Origin of the sequence: Serratia ficaria (genome assembly GCF_900187015.1) — a bacterium.
Lineage (GTDB): Bacteria > Pseudomonadota > Gammaproteobacteria > Enterobacterales > Enterobacteriaceae > Serratia > Serratia ficaria.
On sequence record NZ_LT906479.1, the window covers coordinates 2048761 to 2068910 of the forward strand.

20 protein-coding genes are annotated in these 20150 nt (G+C 58.5%); 17 read left to right on the forward strand and 3 right to left on the reverse strand.

What is annotated here, in order from left to right:
- Positions 1–55: 55 nt before the first annotated feature.
- On the reverse strand, positions 56–3457 hold the full coding sequence (gene rne, locus CKW09_RS09670) for a ribonuclease E (protein WP_095096969.1): 3402 nt from the start codon (positions 3455–3457) through the stop codon (positions 56–58).
- Positions 3458–4009: 552 nt separating this feature from the next.
- Here rne and rluC point away from each other — a divergent pair.
- Positions 4010–4969, forward strand: coding sequence for a 23S rRNA pseudouridine(955/2504/2580) synthase RluC (rluC, locus tag CKW09_RS09675; protein ID WP_095096972.1), 960 nt, complete (start codon positions 4010–4012; stop codon positions 4967–4969).
- Between the two features lie 9 nt (positions 4970–4978).
- On the opposite strand, the gene CKW09_RS09680 is transcribed toward rluC, so the two are convergent.
- On the reverse strand, positions 4979–5560 hold the full coding sequence (locus CKW09_RS09680; RefSeq protein WP_073970315.1) for a Maf family protein: 582 nt from the start codon (positions 5558–5560) through the stop codon (positions 4979–4981).
- A gap of 141 nt (positions 5561–5701) precedes the next feature.
- Between CKW09_RS09680 and yceD the strand changes: the two genes are divergently transcribed.
- From yceD to CKW09_RS09760, 16 genes are all read left to right on the forward strand, one after another.
- Complete coding sequence (gene yceD / locus CKW09_RS09685; protein WP_061798335.1) at positions 5702–6223, forward strand: 23S rRNA accumulation protein YceD; 522 nt, start codon at positions 5702–5704, stop codon at positions 6221–6223.
- Positions 6224–6239: 16 nt separating this feature from the next.
- On the forward strand, positions 6240–6407 hold the full coding sequence (rpmF, locus tag CKW09_RS09690; protein WP_004943042.1) for a 50S ribosomal protein L32: 168 nt from the start codon (positions 6240–6242) through the stop codon (positions 6405–6407).
- Positions 6408–6418: 11 nt separating this feature from the next.
- Entirely contained in the window at positions 6419–7453 is a 1035-nt protein-coding gene (gene plsX / locus CKW09_RS09695; RefSeq protein ID WP_073970316.1) for a phosphate acyltransferase PlsX, read from the forward strand.
- A gap of 6 nt (positions 7454–7459) precedes the next feature.
- Positions 7460–8413, forward strand: a complete 954-nt coding sequence (locus CKW09_RS09700; protein ID WP_061798337.1) for a beta-ketoacyl-ACP synthase III — start codon at positions 7460–7462, stop codon at positions 8411–8413.
- Positions 8414–8430: 17 nt separating this feature from the next.
- Entirely contained in the window at positions 8431–9360 is a 930-nt protein-coding gene (fabD, locus tag CKW09_RS09705) for an ACP S-malonyltransferase (RefSeq protein ID WP_061798338.1), read from the forward strand.
- A gap of 11 nt (positions 9361–9371) precedes the next feature.
- A complete protein-coding gene (gene fabG, locus CKW09_RS09710; RefSeq protein WP_061798339.1) occupies positions 9372–10106 on the forward strand; it encodes a 3-oxoacyl-ACP reductase FabG in 735 nt (244 codons plus the stop codon).
- Between the two features lie 154 nt (positions 10107–10260).
- The gene (gene acpP / locus CKW09_RS09715) at positions 10261–10497 is read left to right on the forward strand and encodes an acyl carrier protein (protein WP_004719003.1); all 237 of its coding nucleotides are present in this window, start codon (positions 10261–10263) and stop codon (positions 10495–10497) included.
- Positions 10498–10579: 82 nt separating this feature from the next.
- Positions 10580–11821 (forward strand): beta-ketoacyl-ACP synthase II, encoded by a 1242-nt coding sequence (gene fabF, locus CKW09_RS09720; protein WP_061798341.1) that lies wholly within the window; start codon positions 10580–10582, stop codon positions 11819–11821.
- A gap of 299 nt (positions 11822–12120) precedes the next feature.
- A complete protein-coding gene (gene pabC / locus CKW09_RS09725; RefSeq protein WP_061798342.1) occupies positions 12121–12918 on the forward strand; it encodes an aminodeoxychorismate lyase in 798 nt (265 codons plus the stop codon).
- Positions 12919–12931: 13 nt separating this feature from the next.
- On the forward strand, positions 12932–13957 hold the full coding sequence (mltG, locus tag CKW09_RS09730; protein ID WP_095096974.1) for an endolytic transglycosylase MltG: 1026 nt from the start codon (positions 12932–12934) through the stop codon (positions 13955–13957).
- Complete coding sequence (gene tmk, locus CKW09_RS09735) at positions 13947–14585, forward strand: dTMP kinase (RefSeq protein WP_095096977.1); 639 nt, start codon at positions 13947–13949, stop codon at positions 14583–14585. The genes mltG and tmk overlap by 11 nt, the downstream gene beginning before the upstream one ends.
- Positions 14585–15592 (forward strand): DNA polymerase III subunit delta', encoded by a 1008-nt coding sequence (holB, locus tag CKW09_RS09740; RefSeq protein WP_095096980.1) that lies wholly within the window; start codon positions 14585–14587, stop codon positions 15590–15592. Before tmk ends, holB begins: the two co-directional genes overlap by 1 nt.
- Positions 15593–15610: 18 nt before the next feature.
- Positions 15611–16387, forward strand: coding sequence for a metal-dependent hydrolase (locus CKW09_RS09745; protein ID WP_061798347.1), 777 nt, complete (start codon positions 15611–15613; stop codon positions 16385–16387).
- 338 nt (positions 16388–16725) lie between these two features.
- Positions 16726–18159 carry a PTS glucose transporter subunit IIBC gene (gene ptsG, locus CKW09_RS09750; RefSeq protein WP_061798348.1) on the forward strand — a complete coding sequence of 478 codons (1434 nt, stop codon included), beginning with the start codon at positions 16726–16728 and terminating at the stop codon, positions 18157–18159.
- Between the two features lie 248 nt (positions 18160–18407).
- Positions 18408–19097, forward strand: a complete 690-nt coding sequence (locus CKW09_RS09755) for a hypothetical protein (RefSeq protein WP_181907837.1) — start codon at positions 18408–18410, stop codon at positions 19095–19097.
- A gap of 11 nt (positions 19098–19108) precedes the next feature.
- Complete coding sequence (locus CKW09_RS09760; protein ID WP_095096983.1) at positions 19109–19528, forward strand: WapI family immunity protein; 420 nt, start codon at positions 19109–19111, stop codon at positions 19526–19528.
- A gap of 80 nt (positions 19529–19608) precedes the next feature.
- On the opposite strand, the gene mntR is transcribed toward CKW09_RS09760, so the two are convergent.
- Entirely contained in the window at positions 19609–20079 is a 471-nt protein-coding gene (mntR, locus tag CKW09_RS09765; RefSeq protein WP_061798349.1) for a manganese-binding transcriptional regulator MntR, read from the reverse strand.
- Between the last annotated feature and the right edge of the window lie 71 nt (positions 20080–20150).

Below are 20150 nucleotides of genomic sequence, written 5' to 3' on the forward strand. Positions count from 1 at the left end.
CCGCAGGTAAGAAAAAACCCGCCGAATGGCGGGTTTTTTTATCGCATGGGCTAACTTATTCGTTAACCGGCTGCGGTTTGGTGGCCGGCGCCGTCGCCTGGTTCACCGCGGCGTGACCGCCGGCGGAACCTTTACCTTCGAAGTTGAAGGAAGGGCGCTGCCAGTCGCTGTGCTTGCGTTCTTCGGGCACATAGGCTGGCGCCGGGGCCTTGGTCATCGGCGCCGTGGCGATATGCTTATACAGCGCGTTCTGCACGGTTTTCACCGGCGTTGGCTGCTGAATGACCGGCGCAGTTTCGACAACCTCCGGGGCCGCCACTTCCTGCTGTGGCGCTTCTTCCGCCACCGTTGCAACCACTTCCGCAGTTTCTTCAGCAACGGTTTCAGCTTCAGCAGCGGCGGCAGGTGCCGCTTCAACCGCCGGCTCGGCTTCGACAACCGCCGGCGCAGGCTCTACGGCCGGTTCTTCCGCCGCGACGGCGACCGGCGTTTCTTCTGCAACCGCCGGCTCAACGGCTTCCGCTTCAGGGTCTACCGCAGTTTCTTCTGTTTCTTCCACTACGGATACGGTTTCAGCTTCGACGGCGGTTTCTGCAGCGGCTGCAACCGGCTGGCTGTCGACCGCCGGCTCGACGGCTTCCGCCGCAGCCTGGGTTTCTTCCGCTTCGACCTTCGCTGGCTCGGCTACGGCAGCGATAACCGGCGCGGCAACGGCAACGGCGGCGGCTTCCGGCGCCATCACGTTGTCGGCGGCGATTTCGCTGGCTGCGGCCTGAACTTCAACTTCTTCGGCCTGTGCAGTTTGCGTGACCGGGTAGCTTACCCACACTTTGCCCGATGCCATTTCCGGCGAGGCGAAAGCCCCGGCCAGCGGCATTGGCGACTGCAGCGGATAACGCTCATCACGATAGCGGCGACGGCGCTGACCGCTGACGCGCAGGTGGCGCGGTGAGCGCCGTGAGCGGCGCGGCATGCCGTTTTCGCCATTAGCGCGTTCGCCCTGCGCATCGTCTTCGGACGGAGCGGCTACGGTTTCCGGCAGCAGTTTCACGCCGTCTTCGGCGCTTGCCGGCTGAACGTCTTCGATTTTGGCGATCGGCGCTTTTGGCGCCAGCAGTTCTTCCGCTGCGCGATGCAGTTCTTCTTCGGCTTCGGCGGACAGCACGCGGACTTTCTGCGTCAGAGGGCGGCGCTGGCGACGCTGCATGTTCTGCTGACGCTCTTCCTGCTCCTCATCGCTTTCAACTACAGCCTCAACGCTTTCCAGCGCTTTCACTTCCTGCTGAGCCTGACGCTTCTCTTCCTGGCGGCGGCGCTGACGTTCCGCGCGTTGCTCACGGCGCTGCTGCTGTTCTTCACGCTGCGCTTTAGCGGCTTCTTCCGACACGGCCTCTTCGACAACCGGCGCATTTTGTTGCTGGTTGCGGCGGTTGCGGCGCTGCTCTTCGCGAGACTCGCGGTTTTCGCGGCCTTCGCGGTTGTCGCGCGGCTCGCGATTTTCACGGTTGTCGCGTTCGCCGCGGCCTTCACCGCGCTCTTTGCGCTCGCCGCGTTCCGGACGATCGTTGCGTTCGCTACGCTCACCGCGCTCGCCGCGTTCTTTACGGCCGGTACCCTGACGGCGCTGGCCGCGACGATCCTGGCGACGGTTTTCGCCGGTGCTTTCCGCCTTCGGCGCTTCAACCGGTTTGGCTTCGACGACGGCAGGTTGTTCTTCGGCGGCAAACAGCGCTTTCAGACCGCCGAACAGACGGCCGAACAGGCCCGGCTTGGCGGCGACCACGGCTGCAGGTTTGGCGGCGGCGGCGGGTTGGGCAACGGCCGGCTCTTCGGACGGCGGCGGTGCGTCAGCGGCCAGAGAGAAGGACGCCAAGGCTGGCTGTTCCGGGCGCTTGCGCTCCATCGGCGCATCTTCCAGCGGCTGAGCCATCTCTTCTTCATGCAGCTTCGGCAGCAGGTAGCTGAGCGTTGGGGTTTCTTCGCCCTTGCGCACGCGCAGCACCGAGTAGTGCGGGGTTTGCATTTGATCGTTCGGCACGATGACCGCTTTCACGCCACCCTGGCGTTTTTCGATCGCGCTAACCGATTCGCGCTTTTCGTTCAGCAGGTAAGAAGCAACCTGAACCGGCACGATGGCGTGAACTTCTTTGGTGTTTTCCTTCAGCGCTTCTTCTTCAATCAGACGCAGAATGGACAACGCCAGCGATTCGTTATCACGAATGGTGCCGGTGCCGTTACAGCGCGGGCAGACGTGATGGCTGGATTCGCCGAGCGACGGGCTGAGGCGCTGACGCGACATCTCGAGCAGGCCGAAGCGGGAAATGCGGCCGATCTGGATGCGCGCGCGGTCCTGACGCACGGCGTCGCGCAGGCGGTTTTCAACTTCACGCTGGTGGCGCACCGGGGTCATGTCGATAAAGTCGATAACGATCAGGCCGCCGAGGTCGCGCAGGCGCAGCTGGCGGGCGATCTCGTCCGCCGCTTCCAGGTTGGTGTTGAACGCCGTTTCTTCGATATCGCCGCCGCGAGTCGCGCGGGCGGAGTTGATGTCGATGGCGGTCAGCGCTTCGGTGCTGTCGATGACAATCGAACCGCCGGAAGGCAGACGCACTTCACGCTGGAAGGCGGATTCGATTTGCGATTCGATCTGGTAATGGCTGAACAACGGGATTTCACCGCTGTACAATTTGATTTTGCTGCTGAAATCCGGGCGGCCCAGCGCAGCGATGTGCTCTTTGGCCAGATCGAGAACCTTCGGGTTGTCGATCAGGATTTCGCCGATGTCCGGGCGCAGGTAATCGCGGAATGCGCGCACGATGACGTTGCTTTCCTGGTGGATCAGGAACGGAGCAGGGCGGCCTTCGGCGGCCTTCTTGATCGCTTCCCAGTGCTTCAGGCGGAAGGACAGATCCCACTGCAGCGCATCGGCGGATTTACCGACGCCCGCGGTGCGAACGATCAGGCCCATGCCGTCCGGCAGTTGCAGAGAGGAAAGCGCCTCTTTCAGTTCGGTGCGGTCGTCACCCTCGATGCGGCGGGAAATGCCGCCGGCGCGCGGGTTGTTCGGCATCAGCACCAGGTAACTGCCGGCCAGGCTGATGAAGGTGGTCAAGGCGGCGCCTTTGTTGCCACGTTCTTCTTTGTCTACCTGAACGATGACTTCCTGGCCTTCGCGCAGCACATCTTTGATGTTCGGGCGGCCATGGGAAGAATAGTTACTTGGGAAGTATTCGCGGGCGATTTCTTTAAGAGGGAGGAAACCATGTCGTTCTGCGCCGTAGTCCACGAACGCTGCTTCAAGACTTGGTTCAATGCGGGTGATTTTGCCTTTGTAAATATTCGCTTTTTTCTGTTCATGACCCGGACTTTCAATATCCAAATCATACAGCCGCTGTCCATCTACGAGGGCAACACGCAACTCTTCCTGCTGAGTTGCGTTAATCAACATTCTTTTCATCTTAACTTACTCGTTATTTTTACATTATCGACAAAGCTGCGGGCAAAATAACCTCATGGCCGGATTAAAACCGAAAACCCCGTGTCTTCTCGCAAAGCCGTCAACCTCACGGTTGTCGCCTGCATAGGGGCGCATTATCTCGGTAAGCCTGTATTTCTTTGTGAAAGACAGCACTTTTACTAGGGGAATAGCCTCTGATTTACGTCGACAGATCTGATTCCATTTGCCGGCCAAGCTGCAACCCGCAGCCCGCTAATTGTTTGATTTCGCATTACGTCTTACGCCATTGCTGCGTTTTTGCGCGATCAGACAAATTTTATAATTCCACCGTTTTCCCTGTTTAACGAGAATCAACGCGGAAAGTAACTGCATTATTCCACTGCTGATACCGTTATAGCAAGGTGACTTTTCCTTAACTGCGGTAGAAATCGCAAACGTTCAAACCGGCTTGCTGCCTTATTGTCCGCTGGGGTTTCGCCCGCCGTCAGAGAGACAGTTAAGCACAGAAAAAGATGTGGCGCTATTAACGCGCTCTATTTAGAATCCCGGTCCATGAAAACGAACAATCCGGCAGTACAATTAATCACGATTTCTGACGACGAAGCCGGTCAGAGAATCGACAACTTTCTGCTCGCTCGCCTGAAAGGCGTGCCGAAGAGCATGATTTATCGCATCGTGCGCAAAGGCGAGGTGCGGGTAAATAAAGGACGCATCAAGGCGGAATACAAGCTGGCGGCGGGCGACGTGGTGCGCGTGCCGCCGGTGCGGGTGGCCGAGCGCGAAGAGGCGCCGGTCTCCGCCAAGCTCGATAAGGTGGCGGCGCTGGCCGACTGCATTCTGTATGAAGACGATCACCTGCTGATCCTCAACAAGCCCTCGGGCACGGCGGTACACGGCGGCAGCGGCCTGAGTTTCGGCGTGATCGAAGGGCTGCGCGCGCTGCGCCCCGAAGCGCGCTTCCTGGAGCTGGTGCACCGGCTGGATCGCGATACCTCCGGCGTGCTGCTGGTGGCGAAGAAGCGTTCCGCGCTGCGCTCGCTGCACGAACAGCTGCGGATGAAGGGGATACAGAAGGACTACCTGGCGCTGGTGCGCGGCCAGTGGCAATCCCACTGCAAGGCGGTGCAGGCGCCGCTGCTGAAAAACATTTTGCAGAGCGGCGAGCGCATCGTGCGCGTCAACAGCGAAGGCAAACCGTCGGAAACCCGCTTCAAGGTGGAAGAGCGCTATGAATTCGCCACGCTGGTCAAGGCCAGCCCGATCACCGGGCGCACCCACCAGATCCGCGTGCATACGCTGCACGCCGGGCATCCGATCGCCTTCGACGATCGCTATGGCGATCGCGAATTCGACCGGCAGTTGGCGAGCACCGGCCTGAAACGCCTGTTCCTGCACGCCGCGGCGCTGCGTTTTGAACATCCGTCCACCGGCGAAACCCTGCGCGTCGAGGCGCCGATGGATGAAGAACTGCGCCATTGCCTGCAGGTATTGCGCCGGCAGGCGGTTAAATAAGCCAGACTACTAGCTCAGCGGGTTGATGCCTTCGGCCCGCAGCATGTCCAGCAACGCGATCAACGGCAGGCCGATCAACGCATTCGGGTCGCGCCCTTCCAGTTTCTCGAACAACGCAATGCCCAATCCTTCGCTCTTGAAGCTGCCCGCGCAGTTCAGCGGCTGTTCCAGGCGCACATAGGCGTCGATTTCCGCCTCGCTCAGCGTGCGGAAGTGCACGTGGAACGGCTCGCACAGCGCCTGCAGATGTCGGCTGCGGCCGTTGTACAGCGCCAGGCCGGTATAAAAGGTGAGGGTCTGGCCGCTGGCCCGGCGCAATTGCGCCCGGGCGTTTTCATCGCTGTGCGGCTTGCCGGTGATTTTGCCGTCGATCACGCAGACCTGGTCGGAGCCGATGATCAGGTGGTCGGGATAGGCGATGGCCAGCGCCTGGGCCTTGGCCGCCGCCAGCCGCAGCACCAGCGCCTCGGCGGTTTCATCGGCCAGCGGGGTTTCGTCCACCTCCGGCGCGGCGCAGGCGAAGGGCAGTTGCAGCTTCTCCAGCAGCATTTTCCGGTAGGGTGAAGTCGAGGCTAACAGCAATCTCTGCATAATTTTTTTCGCAAACCATGGCGTAAATAGGTAGGGCATTTTAAACTGTCGGCCGCTGTGGAAGCGAATATTGGTGAAAGGTGCCGTTTTACGGCCTTTTTCTTTGACTCTACGTCGTTACAAAGTTAATATGCGCGCCCTATGCAAAAGGTAAAATTACCCTTGACCATTGATGCGGTACGTACCGCTCAGCGACGCCTGGATTATGCAGGTGTCTATACCCCTGAGCAGGTTACACGTGTCGCCGCCTCCGTGGTCAGTGTGGACAGCGATGTCGATGCGTCGTTGTCGTTTAATATCGACAACCAACGCCTCGCGGTGATAACAGGGCATGCGGACGTCGCGGTAACGCTGATGTGCCAACGCTGTGGTGTCCCGTTCGAGCATCATGTTCACACAACATATTGTTTTAGCCCGGTCGTCAATGATGAGCAGGCTGAGGCATTACCGGAAGCGTACGAACCGATCGAAGTCGACGAATTTGGCGAAGTCGATCTGTTGGCAATGATTGAAGACGAAATTATTCTTTCACTGCCTGTCGTTCCGGTACATGAATCTGAACACTGTGAAGTGTCCGAAGCGGACATGGTATTTGGCAAACTGCCTGCAGAGGCGGAGAAACCGAATCCGTTTGCCGTATTAGCCAGTTTAAAGCGTAAGTAATTGAGGAGTAAGGTCCATGGCCGTACAACAGAATAAACCAACCCGTTCCAAACGTGGCATGCGTCGTTCACACGATGCGCTGACCACCACCACTTTGTCTGTAGATGCGACTTCTGGTGAAACTCATCGTCGTCACCACATCACTGCCGACGGTTTCTACCGCGGTCGCAAGGTTATCGGCTAAGTAGCGGTACCTTGACTCGTCTAACCCTGGCGTTAGATGCAATGGGCGGGGACTTCGGTCCCTGCGTCACAGTGCCTGCTTCATTGCAGGCACTGGCCTCTAATTTACAGCTTCATCTCCTGCTGGTCGGCGATCCCGACACCCTCTCTCCCTTGCTTGCCAAAGCCGATCCTCTTCTTCTGGAGCGTCTGCAAGTCGTGCCCGCCGAGTCAGTGATTGCCGGCGACGCCAAACCTTCACAAGCGATACGCGCCAGCCGCGGCACCTCGATGCGCGTTGCGCTGGAACTGATCAACAGCGGCCGGGCGCAGGGCTGCGTCAGCGCCGGCAATACCGGCGCGCTGATGGGGCTGGCGAAGCTGCTGATCAAACCGCTGGAAGGCATTGAACGCCCGGCGCTGATGACGGTGATCCCGAATCAGCTGCGCAGCAAAACCGTGGTGCTGGATCTGGGCGCCAACGTCGAGTGCGACAGCACCATGCTGGTGCAGTTTGCGGTGATGGGCGCGGTGATGGCGGAAGAGGTGGTCGGCATTGCGCAACCCCGTGTGGCGCTGCTGAATATTGGTGAAGAAGAGACCAAAGGCCTGGATAATATCCGCGAAGCGGCCGCCGCGCTAAAAAATACTCCGGCAATCAACTATATTGGTTATCTGGAAGGCAACGATCTGCTCACCGGTAAAACCGATGTGCTGGTCTGCGACGGCTTTGTGGGTAACGTCACCCTGAAGACCATGGAAGGGGTGGTAAGAGTGTTCTTATCGCTGCTGAAATCGTCCGGAGACGGCGGCAAGCAGGCGTGGTGGTTAAAATTGTTGGGCCGTTGGCTGCAAAAACGGGTGGCGAAGCGCTTCGGCCACCTGAACCCCGACCAGTATAATGGCGCATGTCTGTTAGGATTGCGCAGCACCGTAATCAAGAGCCACGGCGCTGCGAACCCTCACGCGTTTGCAGTCGCAATCGAACAGGCTGTGCAGGCGGTGCAGCGGCAAGTCCCCGAAAGGATTGCTGCGCGCCTTGAGGCTGTATTACCTAAGAGTGACTGATCGTACATGTATACAAAGATTCTCGGTACGGGGAGTTATTTACCCGTACAAGTGCGCACCAATGCTGATCTTGAAAAAATGGTGGATACCTCCGACGAGTGGATCGTCACGCGTACCGGTATCCGTGAACGCCGCATCGCCGCCGCTGATGAAACCGTAGCGACGATGGGCTTCCATGCGGCTGAAAAAGCGCTGGAAATGGCGGGTGTGGCTAAAGAAGACGTCGGGCTGATCGTGGTGGCGACCACCACCTCGACTCACGCATTCCCGAGCGCCGCTTGCCAGGTGCAGCAGATGCTGGGCATCAAGGACTGCGCGGCGTTCGATCTGGCTGCGGCCTGCGCCGGTTTTACCTATGCGCTCAGCGTGGCCGATCAGTACGTGAAAAACGGCGCGGTGAAGCATGCGCTGGTGATCGGCGCGGACGTGCTGTCGCGCACCCTGGATCCGGAAGATCGCGGCACCATCATCCTGTTTGGTGACGGCGCGGGCGCGGTGCTGCTGGGCGCTTCGGAAGAGCCGGGCATCATGTCCACGCATCTGCACGCCGACGGCAGCTACGGCGGCCTGCTGACGCTGCCGTTCAAGGATCGTCAGGATCGGGACAAGCCGGCCTATGTCACCATGGCGGGCAACGAAGTCTTCAAGGTTGCGGTTACCGAACTGGCGCACATCGTTGATGAAACGCTGCAGGCCAACAACATGGAACGCAGCGCGCTGGACTGGCTGGTGCCGCATCAGGCCAACCTGCGCATTATCAGCGCAACGGCCAAAAAATTGGGCATGGGCATGGATAAAGTGGTGGTGACGCTCGATCGTCACGGCAACACCTCTGCCGCCTCTGTTCCTGCCGCGCTCGATGAAGCGGTGCGCGACGGGCGAATTCAGCGCGGCCATCTGGTGCTGCTGGAAGCCTTCGGCGGCGGCTTTACCTGGGGCTCGGCGCTGGTTCGTTTCTGATTTGACAGGAAGAAAAAATGACGCAATTTGCTTTTGTATTCCCTGGTCAGGGGTCGCAGACCCTTGGCATGCTGGCCGAGCTGGCCGCACAGTTCCCGATCGTCGAAGAAACCTTCGGCGAAGCTTCCGCCGCCCTGGGTTACGACCTGTGGCAGCTGGTGCAGCAAGGCCCGGCGGAAGAGCTGAACAAAACCTGGCAGACGCAGCCGGCGTTGCTGGCCGCCTCGGTGGCGATCTTCCGCGTCTGGCAGCAGCAGGGCGGTAAAGCCCCGGCGCTGATGGCCGGCCATAGCCTGGGCGAATACTCGGCGCTGGTGTGCGCCGGCGTGCTGGACTTCAAGGCGGCGATCCGCCTGGTCGAACTGCGCGGCAAGTTGATGCAGGAAGCGGTGCCGGAAGGCACCGGCGCGATGTACGCCATTATCGGCCTGGACAACGCCGCCATCGCCAAGGCGTGCGAAGAGTCGGCTCAGGGGCAGGTGGTTTCTCCGGTCAACTTCAACTCGCCGGGCCAGGTCGTCATCGCCGGCAACAAAGAAGCGGTTGAGCGTGCAGGCGCCGCCTGTAAAGCCGCCGGCGCCAAACGTGCGCTGCCGCTGCCGGTGAGCGTGCCTTCGCACTGCGCGCTGATGAAGCCGGCCGCCGACAAGCTGGCCGTGGCGCTGCAGGACGTCGCCTTCAGCGCGCCGCAGGTGCCGGTGGTGAATAACGTCGACGTGCGCACCGAAACCGATCCTGAAGCGATCCGCAGCGCGCTGGTGCGCCAGCTGTACAGCCCGGTGCGCTGGACCGAGAGCGTAGAATTTATCGCAGCACAGGGAGTGACGTCGCTGCTGGAAGTTGGCCCGGGCAAGGTTCTGACCGGTCTGACTAAACGTATTGTTGACACCCTGACGGCGGCGGCGGTAAATGACGCTGCCAGCCTGTCTGCGGCGCTTGAACAATAAAGAGGAAAATGATGAGCTTCGAAGGTAAAGTTGTTCTGGTCACCGGCGCCAGCCGCGGGATTGGCCGGGCTATTGCAGAAACGTTTGTGGCACGCGGCGCCAAAGTGATCGGTACCGCGACCAGCGAGAGCGGCGCTGAGGCTATCAGCAGCTACCTGGGCGCAAACGGCAAAGGGTTTATGTTGAACGTTGTCGATGCGCAATCTATCGACAGCGTGCTGGCATCTATTCGTGCTGAATTTGGCGAAATCGACATTTTAGTGAATAATGCCGGTATTACGCGTGATAACCTGCTGATGCGTATGAAGGACGATGAGTGGCAGGATATCCTGGACACCAACCTGACTTCCGTATTCCGTCTGTCAAAAGCGGTAATGCGCGCTATGATGAAAAAGCGGTTTGGCCGTATCATCACCATCGGTTCCGTTGTCGGCACCATGGGTAACGCAGGGCAGGCTAACTACGCGGCGGCTAAAGCCGGTCTGATTGGTTTTAGCAAGTCTTTGGCACGTGAAGTCGCTTCGCGTGGCATTACGGTCAACGTCGTGGCACCTGGCTTTATTGAGACGGACATGACACGGGCGTTGACAGATGATCAACGTGCAGGCATTTTGTCATCAGTTCCAGCCAACCGGCTGGGCGATGCTAAAGAAATCGCCAGCGCTGTTGCATTTTTAGCCTCTGATGAGGCTGGCTACATCACCGGTGAAACGTTACATGTCAATGGCGGCATGTACATGATTTAAAAAATGCGAAAACTATTTGCGTTATTTGGGGTAAAAACCGCAAAATAGCGTAAAATCGTGGTTTGACCAGCCGGGATTTAGTTGCATCTTTTTCAACATTTTATACACTACGAAAACCATCGCGAAAGCGAGTTTTGATAGGAAATTTAAGAGTATGAGCACTATCGAAGAACGCGTTAAGAAAATCATTGTTGAGCAACTGGGTGTTAAACAGGAAGAAGTTTTAAATAACGCTTCTTTCGTTGAAGATCTGGGCGCTGATTCTCTTGACACCGTTGAGCTGGTAATGGCACTGGAAGAAGAATTCGACACTGAGATTCCAGACGAAGAAGCTGAGAAGATCACTACTGTTCAGGCAGCTATTGATTTCATCAACGCTAGCCAGCAGTAAGAGAACATATCTAGGCGGTCACTCGACCGCCTAAGTTTTTTCTATCCCTAGTGTCATATTTTTCCCTCCTTGGAGGACAAACGTGTCTAAGCGTCGAGTAGTTGTGACCGGACTGGGCATGTTGTCTCCTGTCGGCAATACGGTAGAGTCCACATGGAACGCTCTTCTTGCCGGTCAGAGTGGCATCAGCCTGATCGACCATTTCGATACCACTGCCTATGCGACCAAGTTTGCTGGCCTGGTAAAGAACTTTGATTCAGAGGATTTCATCTCGCGCAAAGATGCGCGCAAGATGGACGCCTTTATCCAGTACGGTATCGCTGCCGGCATGCAAGCCATGCAGGATGCGGGGCTGGACATCACCGAGGCTAACGCCAGCCGCATTGGGGCCGCTATCGGTTCCGGCATTGGCGGCCTGGGTTTGATCGAAGAAAACCACAGTTCACTGGTTAACGGTGGCCCACGGAAAATCAGTCCGTTCTTCGTGCCATCCACCATCGTGAACATGATTGCAGGCCACCTGACAATCATGTACGGCATGCGTGGCCCAAGCATCTCCATCGCCACCGCCTGTACCTCAGGTGTGCATAACATCGGCCATGCGGCGCGCATCATTGCTTACAATGACGCAGACGTGATGCTGGCCGGCGGGGCAGAGAAAGCCAGCACCCCATTGGGCGTCGGCGGCTTCGGCGCAGCGCGCGCGCTGTCTACCCGCAATGAAAACCCGCAGGCGGCCAGCCGCCCCTGGGACAAAGACCGCGACGGCTTCGTGCTGGGCGACGGCGCCGGCATGATGGTGCTGGAAGAGTACGAGCACGCCAAGAAACGCGGCGCGAAGATCTACGCCGAAGTGGTCGGTTTTGGTATGAGCAGCGATGCCTACCACATGACCTCACCGCCGGAAAACGGCGCAGGCGCTGCGCTGGCGATGGAAAATGCGCTGCTTGACGCTGGTGTGACCACGTCACAAATAGGCTACATCAACGCGCACGGCACCTCTACGCCGGCCGGTGACCAGGCCGAGGCGCAGGCGGTGAAATCGGTATTCGGCAGCGATGCGCAACGCGTGATGGTCAGTTCGACCAAATCGATGACCGGCCACCTGTTGGGTGCGGCGGGCGCGATTGAATCGATCTTCACCGTGCTGGCGCTGCGCGATCAGGCGGTACCGCCGACCATCAACCTGGATAACCCGGATGAAGGTTGCGATTTGGACTTCGTTCCGCATGAAGCGCGCCAGGTGAGTGATTTGCAGTACACGCTGTGTAACTCCTTCGGTTTCGGCGGCACCAACGGTTCCCTGATCTTCCGCAGAGTGTAATAACCTCTGTGCAGGTCGGCAGAAAAGCCCGGTTTTTAACCGGGCTTTTTTTATGCCCGAATTTTTTCCGCCGCCGCAGATTTAGCACTTTTTTGCTCGAAAATTAATGCGATAGGCTTTACTGACGCCATGCGCTCCGGCGCAAAGTCGGAGCAAACCTAAGGTGATGCGAGCGGGCGAGAGGCTATGTTAAGCGGAAAACGTGCGCTGAATGCGCGTTCCATTTGGGATACCATGCGTTTTGTGCGTTCAGGCGCCTGTCGATAACGGCGCAGCCACGATGATATTGCGGAGGAGCTATGTACTGGATTAACGGGCAGCGACACGCCGCCCTGGCGCCGAGCGACCGAGGTTTGCAGTTTGGCGACGGCTGCTTTACTACCGCCCGGGTTCGGGACGGCAAGGTCGACCTGTTGCCCTGGCACATCGAACGTATGCAGCAGGCGGCGCAGCGGCTGATGCTGCCCGCCACCGACTGGGCGGCCTTCGAAGCGGAGATGGCGCAGGCGGCAGAATCTATCCCGCTGGGCGTGGTCAAAGCGATACTGACGCGCGGCAGCGGTGGGCGCGGCTACAGCCCGGCGGGGTGCGAAAACCCCACGCGCATCGTCGCGCGCAGCGGCTATCCCGCGCACTACCTGCAGTGGCGCGAGCAGGGCATCAGCCTGGCGCTCAGCCCGGTGCCGCTGGCGCGCAATCCGCTGCTGGCGGGCCTGAAGCACCTTAACCGGCTGGAGCAGGTGCTGATCCGCGCGCATCTTGACCAGACGGCCGCCGACGAGGCGCTGGTGCTTGACACTGCCGGTATGCTGGTGGAATGCTGTGCGGCTAATTTGTTCTGGCGCAAGGGGAAAGCGGTGTTTACGCCGGACCTGAGTCAGGCGGGCGTCGCCGGGTTGATGCGGCGGCGGGTGATCGCGCTGTTGGCGGGCACCGAATACCGCCTGCACTGCGTCAGTGAGCCGCTGGATACGCTGGCCGACGCCGATGAAGTGCTGGTAAGCAATGCGTTGATGCCGTTGCTGCCGGTAAATATTGCGCAATCATGGCGTTATCATTCGCGGCAACTGTATGATTTTTTACGTCCACACTGTTAACCATGGCTGATTGATGAAGAAAAGAAAGCTGAAGATCCTGTCCCTTATTGTTGTTCTGGCATTGGCCCTGCTGTTCTGGGGTTACCAGAAGGTCGAACGCTTTGCCGATACGCCGTTGGCCATTCAGCAGGAAGCGATATTCAAACTGCCGGCCGGGACCGGGCGCGTGGCGCTGGAAGGCTTGCTGGTGCGCGACAAACTGATCCGCAACGGCAAATGGTTCCCATGGCTGCTGCGGGTGGAGCCGGAGCTGGCGGAATTCAAGGCCGGCACCTACCGCTTTACGCCGGGCATGACGGTGCGGCAAATGCTGAAGCTGCTGGCCAGCGGCAAAGAGGCGCAATTCAGCGCGCGCTTTATCGAAGGTTCGCGGCTGCGCGACTGGCTGCAGGTGCTGCAGCAGTCCAAATACCTGAAACACACCCTGGCGGGCAAGAGCGAAGCGGAAATCGCCGCTGCGCTGGGCATGCCTGAAGGCGGCCACCCGGAAGGGCGGCTGTATCCGGATACCTACCTGTATACCGCCGGCATGAGCGATATCGCCTTGCTGAAGCGCGCGCATCTGCGCATGGAAAAAGCGCTGCAGGCCGCCTGGGATGAGCGCGACACCCGCCTGCCGTATAAAACGCCGGAAGATCTGCTGACCATGGCCTCGATCGTCGAGAAGGAAACCGCGGTGCCGGAAGAGCGCAGCAAGGTGGCCTCGGTGTTCATCAACCGGCTGCGTATCGGCATGCGTTTGCAGACCGATCCGACGGTGATTTACGGCATGGGCGACGGCTATACTGGCAACATCACCCGCAAGGATCTGGAAACCGCCACGCCGTATAACACCTATGTGATCGCCGGCCTGCCACCAACGCCGATCGCCATGCCGGGCGAGGCCTCGCTGAAAGCCGCCGCCAACCCGGCCAAGACGCCTTACCTCTATTTCGTCGCCGACGGTAAGGGCGGGCATACCTTCACCACCAACCTGGCGAGCCATAACCAGGCGGTGCGCGTTTATCGTCAGGCGCTAAAGGAAAAGAATGAAAAGTAAATTCGTGGTTATCGAAGGACTGGAAGGCGCGGGCAAGACCACCGCGCGCGACACCGTAGTTAACGTGCTGCGCGAACACGGCGTCGACGATATCGTTTTCACCCGCGAGCCGGGCGGCACGCCGCTGGCGGAAAAGCTGCGCGATCTGTTCAAGCGCGGCATCGAGGGCGAGCTGCCGACCATCAAGGCTGAAGTGCTGATGCTGTACGCCGCTCGCGTGCAGCTGGTGGAAACCGTCATCAAGCCGGCGCTGGAGCGCGGCGCCTGGGTGGTCGGCGATCGTCACGATCTGTCTTCGCAGGCTTACCAGGGCGGCGGGCGCGGTGTGGATCCGCAGCTGATGGCCTCGCTGCGCGATACCGTGCTGGGGGCGTTCCGCCCGGATCTGACCCTTTACCTGGATCTGCCGCCGAAAGTCGGCCTGCAGCGCGCCCGCGCCCGCGGCGAGCTGGACCGCATCGAACAAGAGGCGCTGCCGTTCTTCGAACGTACCCGCGCGCGCTATCTGGAATTGGCGGCGCAGGATGAGACGATCGTCACCGTCGATGCCTCGCAGCCGCTGGAGCAGGTTACCGCCGCCATCCGTACCAGCGTCAACCGCTGGCTGCGGCGGCAGGAAGGCGCGTAATGAACTGGTATCCGTGGTTGAACGCGCCTTACCGCCAGTTGGTCGGCCAGTACGCCACCGGCCGCGGTCACCATGCGCTGTTGCTGCATGCGGCGGCGGGCAACGGCGACGATGCGCTGGCCTATGGCCTGAGCCGCTGGCTGATCTGCCAGCGGCGCAACGGTGAGAAGAGCTGCGGCGAATGCCACAGCTGCCGGCTGATGCTGGCGGGCAACCATCCGGATTACCACGTGCTGGCGCCGGAAAAAGGCAAAAGCAGCCTGGGGATTGAGCCTATCCGCCAGGTAATCGAAAAGCTTTATTCCCATGCGCAGCAGGGCGGCGCCAAGGTGATCTGGCTGGCGCAGGCGGAGCAACTGACCGAGGCGGCGGCCAATGCGCTGCTGAAGACGCTGGAAGAGCCGCCGGAGAAAACCTACTTCCTGTTGGGCTGCCGCGAACCCTCGCGCCTGCTGGCGACGCTGCGCAGCCGCTGTCTGTACTGGCATTTGGCCAGCCCGGACGAGCAGCTGGGCCTGCAATGGCTGAACCGCCAAACGCCGGGCAACCCGGTCGATCATCTTACCGCGCTGCGCCTGCACGACGGTGCGCCGATCGCCGCCGAACGCTTGCTGCAGCCGGAACGCTGGCAGCAGCGCAACGCCCTGTGCGCCGCGCTGAGCGCCGCATTGCCTCAGCATGACATGTTGTCGCTGCTGCCGGTGTTGAACCACGAGGAGGTCGCCGAGCGGCTACACTGGTTATGCGCATTGCTGGTGGACGCCATGAAGTGGCAGCAGGGCGCGCAGGGCTACGCGCTCAATCAGGATCAGCAGCCGCTGGTGCATCAGTTGGCCAGCCGGCTGAGCAGCGCCTCGCTGCAGCAAATCGTGCAGCAGTGGTTGACCTGCCGCCACCGGTTGCTCAGCGTGGTCGGCGTTAACCGCGAGCTGCTGCTGACCGAACAATTACTGGGCTGGGAGCAGATGCTTGGCGCTGCCGGCCCTGTCCAACCCCATTCGCTGTAAGTTAAAGAGTTAAAAATTATGTTGTTAGTCGATTCTCACTGCCATCTTGACGGCCTGGATTACCAAACTCTGCATCAAAACGTCGACGATGCGCTGGCCAAGGCCAAAGCGCGCGACGTGGGCTACGTGCTGGCGGTCGCCACGACGCTGCCGGGCTATCAGGCCATGACCCAGCTGATTGGCGCGCGTGACGACGTGGCCTTTTCCTGCGGCGTACACCCGCTGAACATCGAAGACGGCTACGATTACGCCGAGCTGCGTCGCCTGGCGGCGGAGGAGCGGGTGGTGGCGCTGGGCGAGACCGGGCTGGATTACTTCTATCAGAAAGACAATCTCGAGCTGCAGCAGGCGTCGTTCCGCGAACATATCCGCATCGGCCGTGAGCTGAACAAACCGGTGATCGTGCACACTCGCGATGCGCGTGAAGATACGCTGGCGATCCTGCGCGAAGAGAACGCACAGGACTGCGGCGGCGTGTTGCACTGCTTTACCGAAGACCGGGCTACCGCCGAGGCGCTGCTGGACTTGGGCTTTTACATTTCGTTCAGCGGCATCCTGACCTTCCGCAACGCCGAACAGCTGCGCGAGGTGGCGCGCTATGTGCCGCTGGATCGCATTCTGGTGGAAACCGACTCGCCGTACCTGGCGCCGGTGCCGCACCGCGGCAAAGAAAACCAACCCGCCTATGTGCGCGATGTGGCTGAATACATGGCGGTATTGAAGGGCGTCAGCCTGGAAAGCCTGGCCGAAGCCACCACCGCCAACTTTTCACGCTTATTTCACATTGAACTTTGATCTTTGGCCTAGGCTATAGCTGGGGTCACGATCGGCTGAATTTTTTTTAAGCTCGTAATTAATCGATGAAACGGGTAATGTTCCCAGCCGTTTTCGGACGGCTGGCGAGCGTTTTTCCGTCTGTTTTGTCAAAAAACAGCCGATTCAAGAAAAATTGCCGCCTTTGTTCATTGAAACGTGATTGCCATCAAACATTGTGCAGGGCATTTATTTTACTCTGCGTAATAAATTCAAGGGGTGCTCAGACGCCCTGAATTGCAGGGGTTTTTCTCCCCCCCTTGCAACGCGAACAATCGCGAGAAGTAGCAAAGCATTATTACTCAGGAGCACACTCAACTATGTTCAAGAACGCATTTGCAAACCTGCAAAAAGTAGGTAAATCGCTAATGCTGCCGGTTTCCGTACTGCCTATCGCAGGTATCCTGCTGGGCGTCGGTTCCGCCAACTTTAGCTGGCTACCTGCGGTAGTCTCCCACGTGATGGCGGAAGCGGGCGGGTCTGTTTTCGCCAACATGCCGTTAATTTTCGCTATCGGCGTCGCCCTGGGCTTCACCAATAACGACGGCGTTTCCGCGCTGGCGGCGGTGGTGGCGTACGGCATCATGGTGAAAACCATGGCGGTGGTAGCGCCGCTGGTGCTGCATCTGCCTGCCGAAGAGATTGCGGCCAAACACCTGGCGGATACCGGCGTGCTCGGGGGGATTATCTCCGGCGCCATCGCCGCCTACATGTTCAACCGCTTCTTCCGCATTCAGCTGCCGGAATATCTGGGCTTCTTTGCCGGTAAGCGTTTTGTGCCGATTATCTCCGGCCTGGCGGCGATCGTTCTGGGCGTAGTGCTGTCCTTCATCTGGCCGCCAATCGGTACGGCGATCCAGACCTTCTCCCAGTGGGCGGCTTATCAGAACCCGGTAGTGGCCTTCGGCATCTACGGCGTGGTTGAGCGTGCGCTGGTGCCATTCGGTCTGCACCACATCTGGAACGTGCCGTTCCAAATGCAGATCGGCGAGTTCACCAATGCGGCGGGCCAGGTGTTCCACGGCGATATCCCGCGTTACATGGCGGGCGACCCGACCGCGGGCAAACTGTCCGGCGGCTTCCTGTTCAAAATGTACGGCCTGCCGGCTGCGGCTATCGCCATCTGGCATTCGGCCAAGCCGGAAAACCGCGCTAAAGTCGGCGGCATCATGATCTCCGCGGCGCTGACCTCGTTCCTGACCGGCATCACCGAACCGATCGAGTTCTCGTTCATGTTCGTTGCGCCGATCCTGTATGCGATCCACGCCATCCTGGCCGGCCTGGCGTTCCCAATCTGCATCCTGTTGGGCATGCGTGACGGCACCAGCTTCTCGCATGGTCTGATCGACTTTATCGTCCTGAGCGGCAACAGCAGCAAAATCTGGCTGTTCCCAATCGTCGGTATCATCTACGGTCTGGTGTACTACACCATCTTCCGCGTGCTGATCGCCAAGCTGGACCTGAAGACCCCAGGCCGCGAAGACACCGCTTCCGAGCAGGTGGCGCAGGGCGGTTCCGAAATGTCTGCGGCGCTGGTGCAGGCGTTCGGCGGTAAGGACAACATCACCAACCTGGATGCCTGCATCACCCGTCTGCGCGTCAGCGTGGCCGACGTATCCAAGGTTGACCAGGCTGGCCTGAAGAAACTGGGCGCAGCCGGCGTTGTCGTGGCGGGCTCTGGCGTTCAGGCCATCTTCGGCACCAAATCCGATAACCTGAAAACCGATATGGACGAATACATCCGTAATCATTGATTCAGGCAGGGGAGTGACGAGGGAGGCTAAAGCCTCCCTTTTTTTATGGTTATTTTTTTGCGTTTAAATAAATTATAACTATGTCAATGCGAGCGTCGACGAATCTTTCTCTTTGTATCAATGGAATTTGTTGATAAAACATGCACTATCATTTTTGCGGTTATGCACTCGTGACTATGGCCGAGATCTCGAAATCTATGGAATAACCCATAAACAATCCTTTTATATGGGCTCAAAGGAGTAATACGGTGACAGGAACGTCCTCCCTAAGACAGGAAGAACCGGGTAAATTTTACACTTTTCAATCACGGCTTCCAGAAGGTGTTTTTTTTGAGTTTACACCTCGTAATCAGCCGCTAAATTCGCAACCGATTTTGGATGACCAAACGGGGATGTGCATCGGCTATTCTGTCACACAGGCTCCCGGTTTATGGCGGATATACGATGCAGAGGGCACATTCGTACGAATGGAAGAGGCTCCTTTAGAAAGTCCGCTTATCGACCCCACCGATCTTGCATTGCTAGCGTTTGGTGTGTTCCGCATTCTTCGTACGGGGCGGGCGCTGTTAGAGGCTGGTACTAAGGCTGCCATCTCGGTGAAACTCAGTGATGCAACGATGAGTTTTCTACGTGGACGCCTAAAGTTAGGGCTGTCGGCGCGGAACCTAAAAGTCACGGAAACCGTTGCTCGGCGAATGAGAGATCCCGGGCGTTTTGTGCCATTGCAAATTCAGGAAAAAGTCATCAGATATGGTGTCAGGCGTTCTGACCCTCATGGGGTCGCAGGGCAGTTTGTTTACCGTGCAGAAATGAGCAGGCTGGTTAAACGCAAAGTAGGCAACCAGCTTCAATATGTACGCACACGTTATAAATTGCACGTGGTCGTCAGAGAAAAAGACTGGACGATTACGCACTTTCATTACGATAACTCCCTTTGAGAAAAGCGATTATGTTTGAGATAAAAGCAGACGACTCTCTGTTTAGGTTCACGTTCGTTGAAAGATTGGAAGAAATTGAAGACAGAAATCAAGACCTGATTATCTGCTGGTTGGAGGTGCAGGGCTCTGGGATGAGTCTGCAATGCGAGTGCGAATTTAGTCTGTTTGATATTAAGACATTGCGCGATCAATTAGAGCAATTTTATCAGTCTCTATCACACGGGGACTGTCCTAAAGAAATCAGCTACTCTCCACGTATTCCAACTTTTAACTGTGAAATCGTCCAGGCTGAAGATACTGACGTCATAGGTTTCAACTTCAAAGTTTGTCCTAGCATGTTGACTTTGTGGACTATGCAAGGGGGAATGCTCATCGATCAGAGCTATTTCCCCGGCCTCATCGCAGGACTGAATGAAGTTCTTGATAGCTAATAATCCATTGTTAATCCCAGGGTAAGCGGGATTATTTTTATTAATGTAGAGGCGAAATCCCCCTTTTTATGGCTGCGGGGTTACTTCGCGGAATGCTGGTGCAAAAACTGTTCGAACACCGCCAGGGTGTCGTCGGAGATATGGTGCTCAATCCCTTCGCTGTCCAGCTCGGCGGTTTCGCTCGGCACGCCCAGGCACATCAACAGATCGACCACAATCCGGTGGCGGCGGCGCACCTTCTGCGCCAGCAGTTCGCCTTCTTCGGTCAGGAACACCCCACGATAGGGGCGCGATTCCACCAGCCCGGCGCTTTTCAGCCGCGCGATGTTTTTAATTGCCGTCGGGTGGGAAACGCCGAAGCGGCGAGCGATATCGGTGGTTCGGGCTTCGCGGGTGGTCTGCAGCAGGTCGGCAATCAGCTCGACGTAATCTTCGATCAACGCATTGGACTGCGCTTCACGGGCGCGGGTAAAACGCAGTGCGTGCTCTGCCTCATCCGGCATTTCGGTCTGGGCAGGGCGTTCGGCGTTATCTGGCGCGCTTGTTACCATGGTGAGGCGTCCTTAAGCATAAAAACTGACGGCTCCCGTCCAAGCCGGGAGGTTTGCCCTAAGTTAGTCCA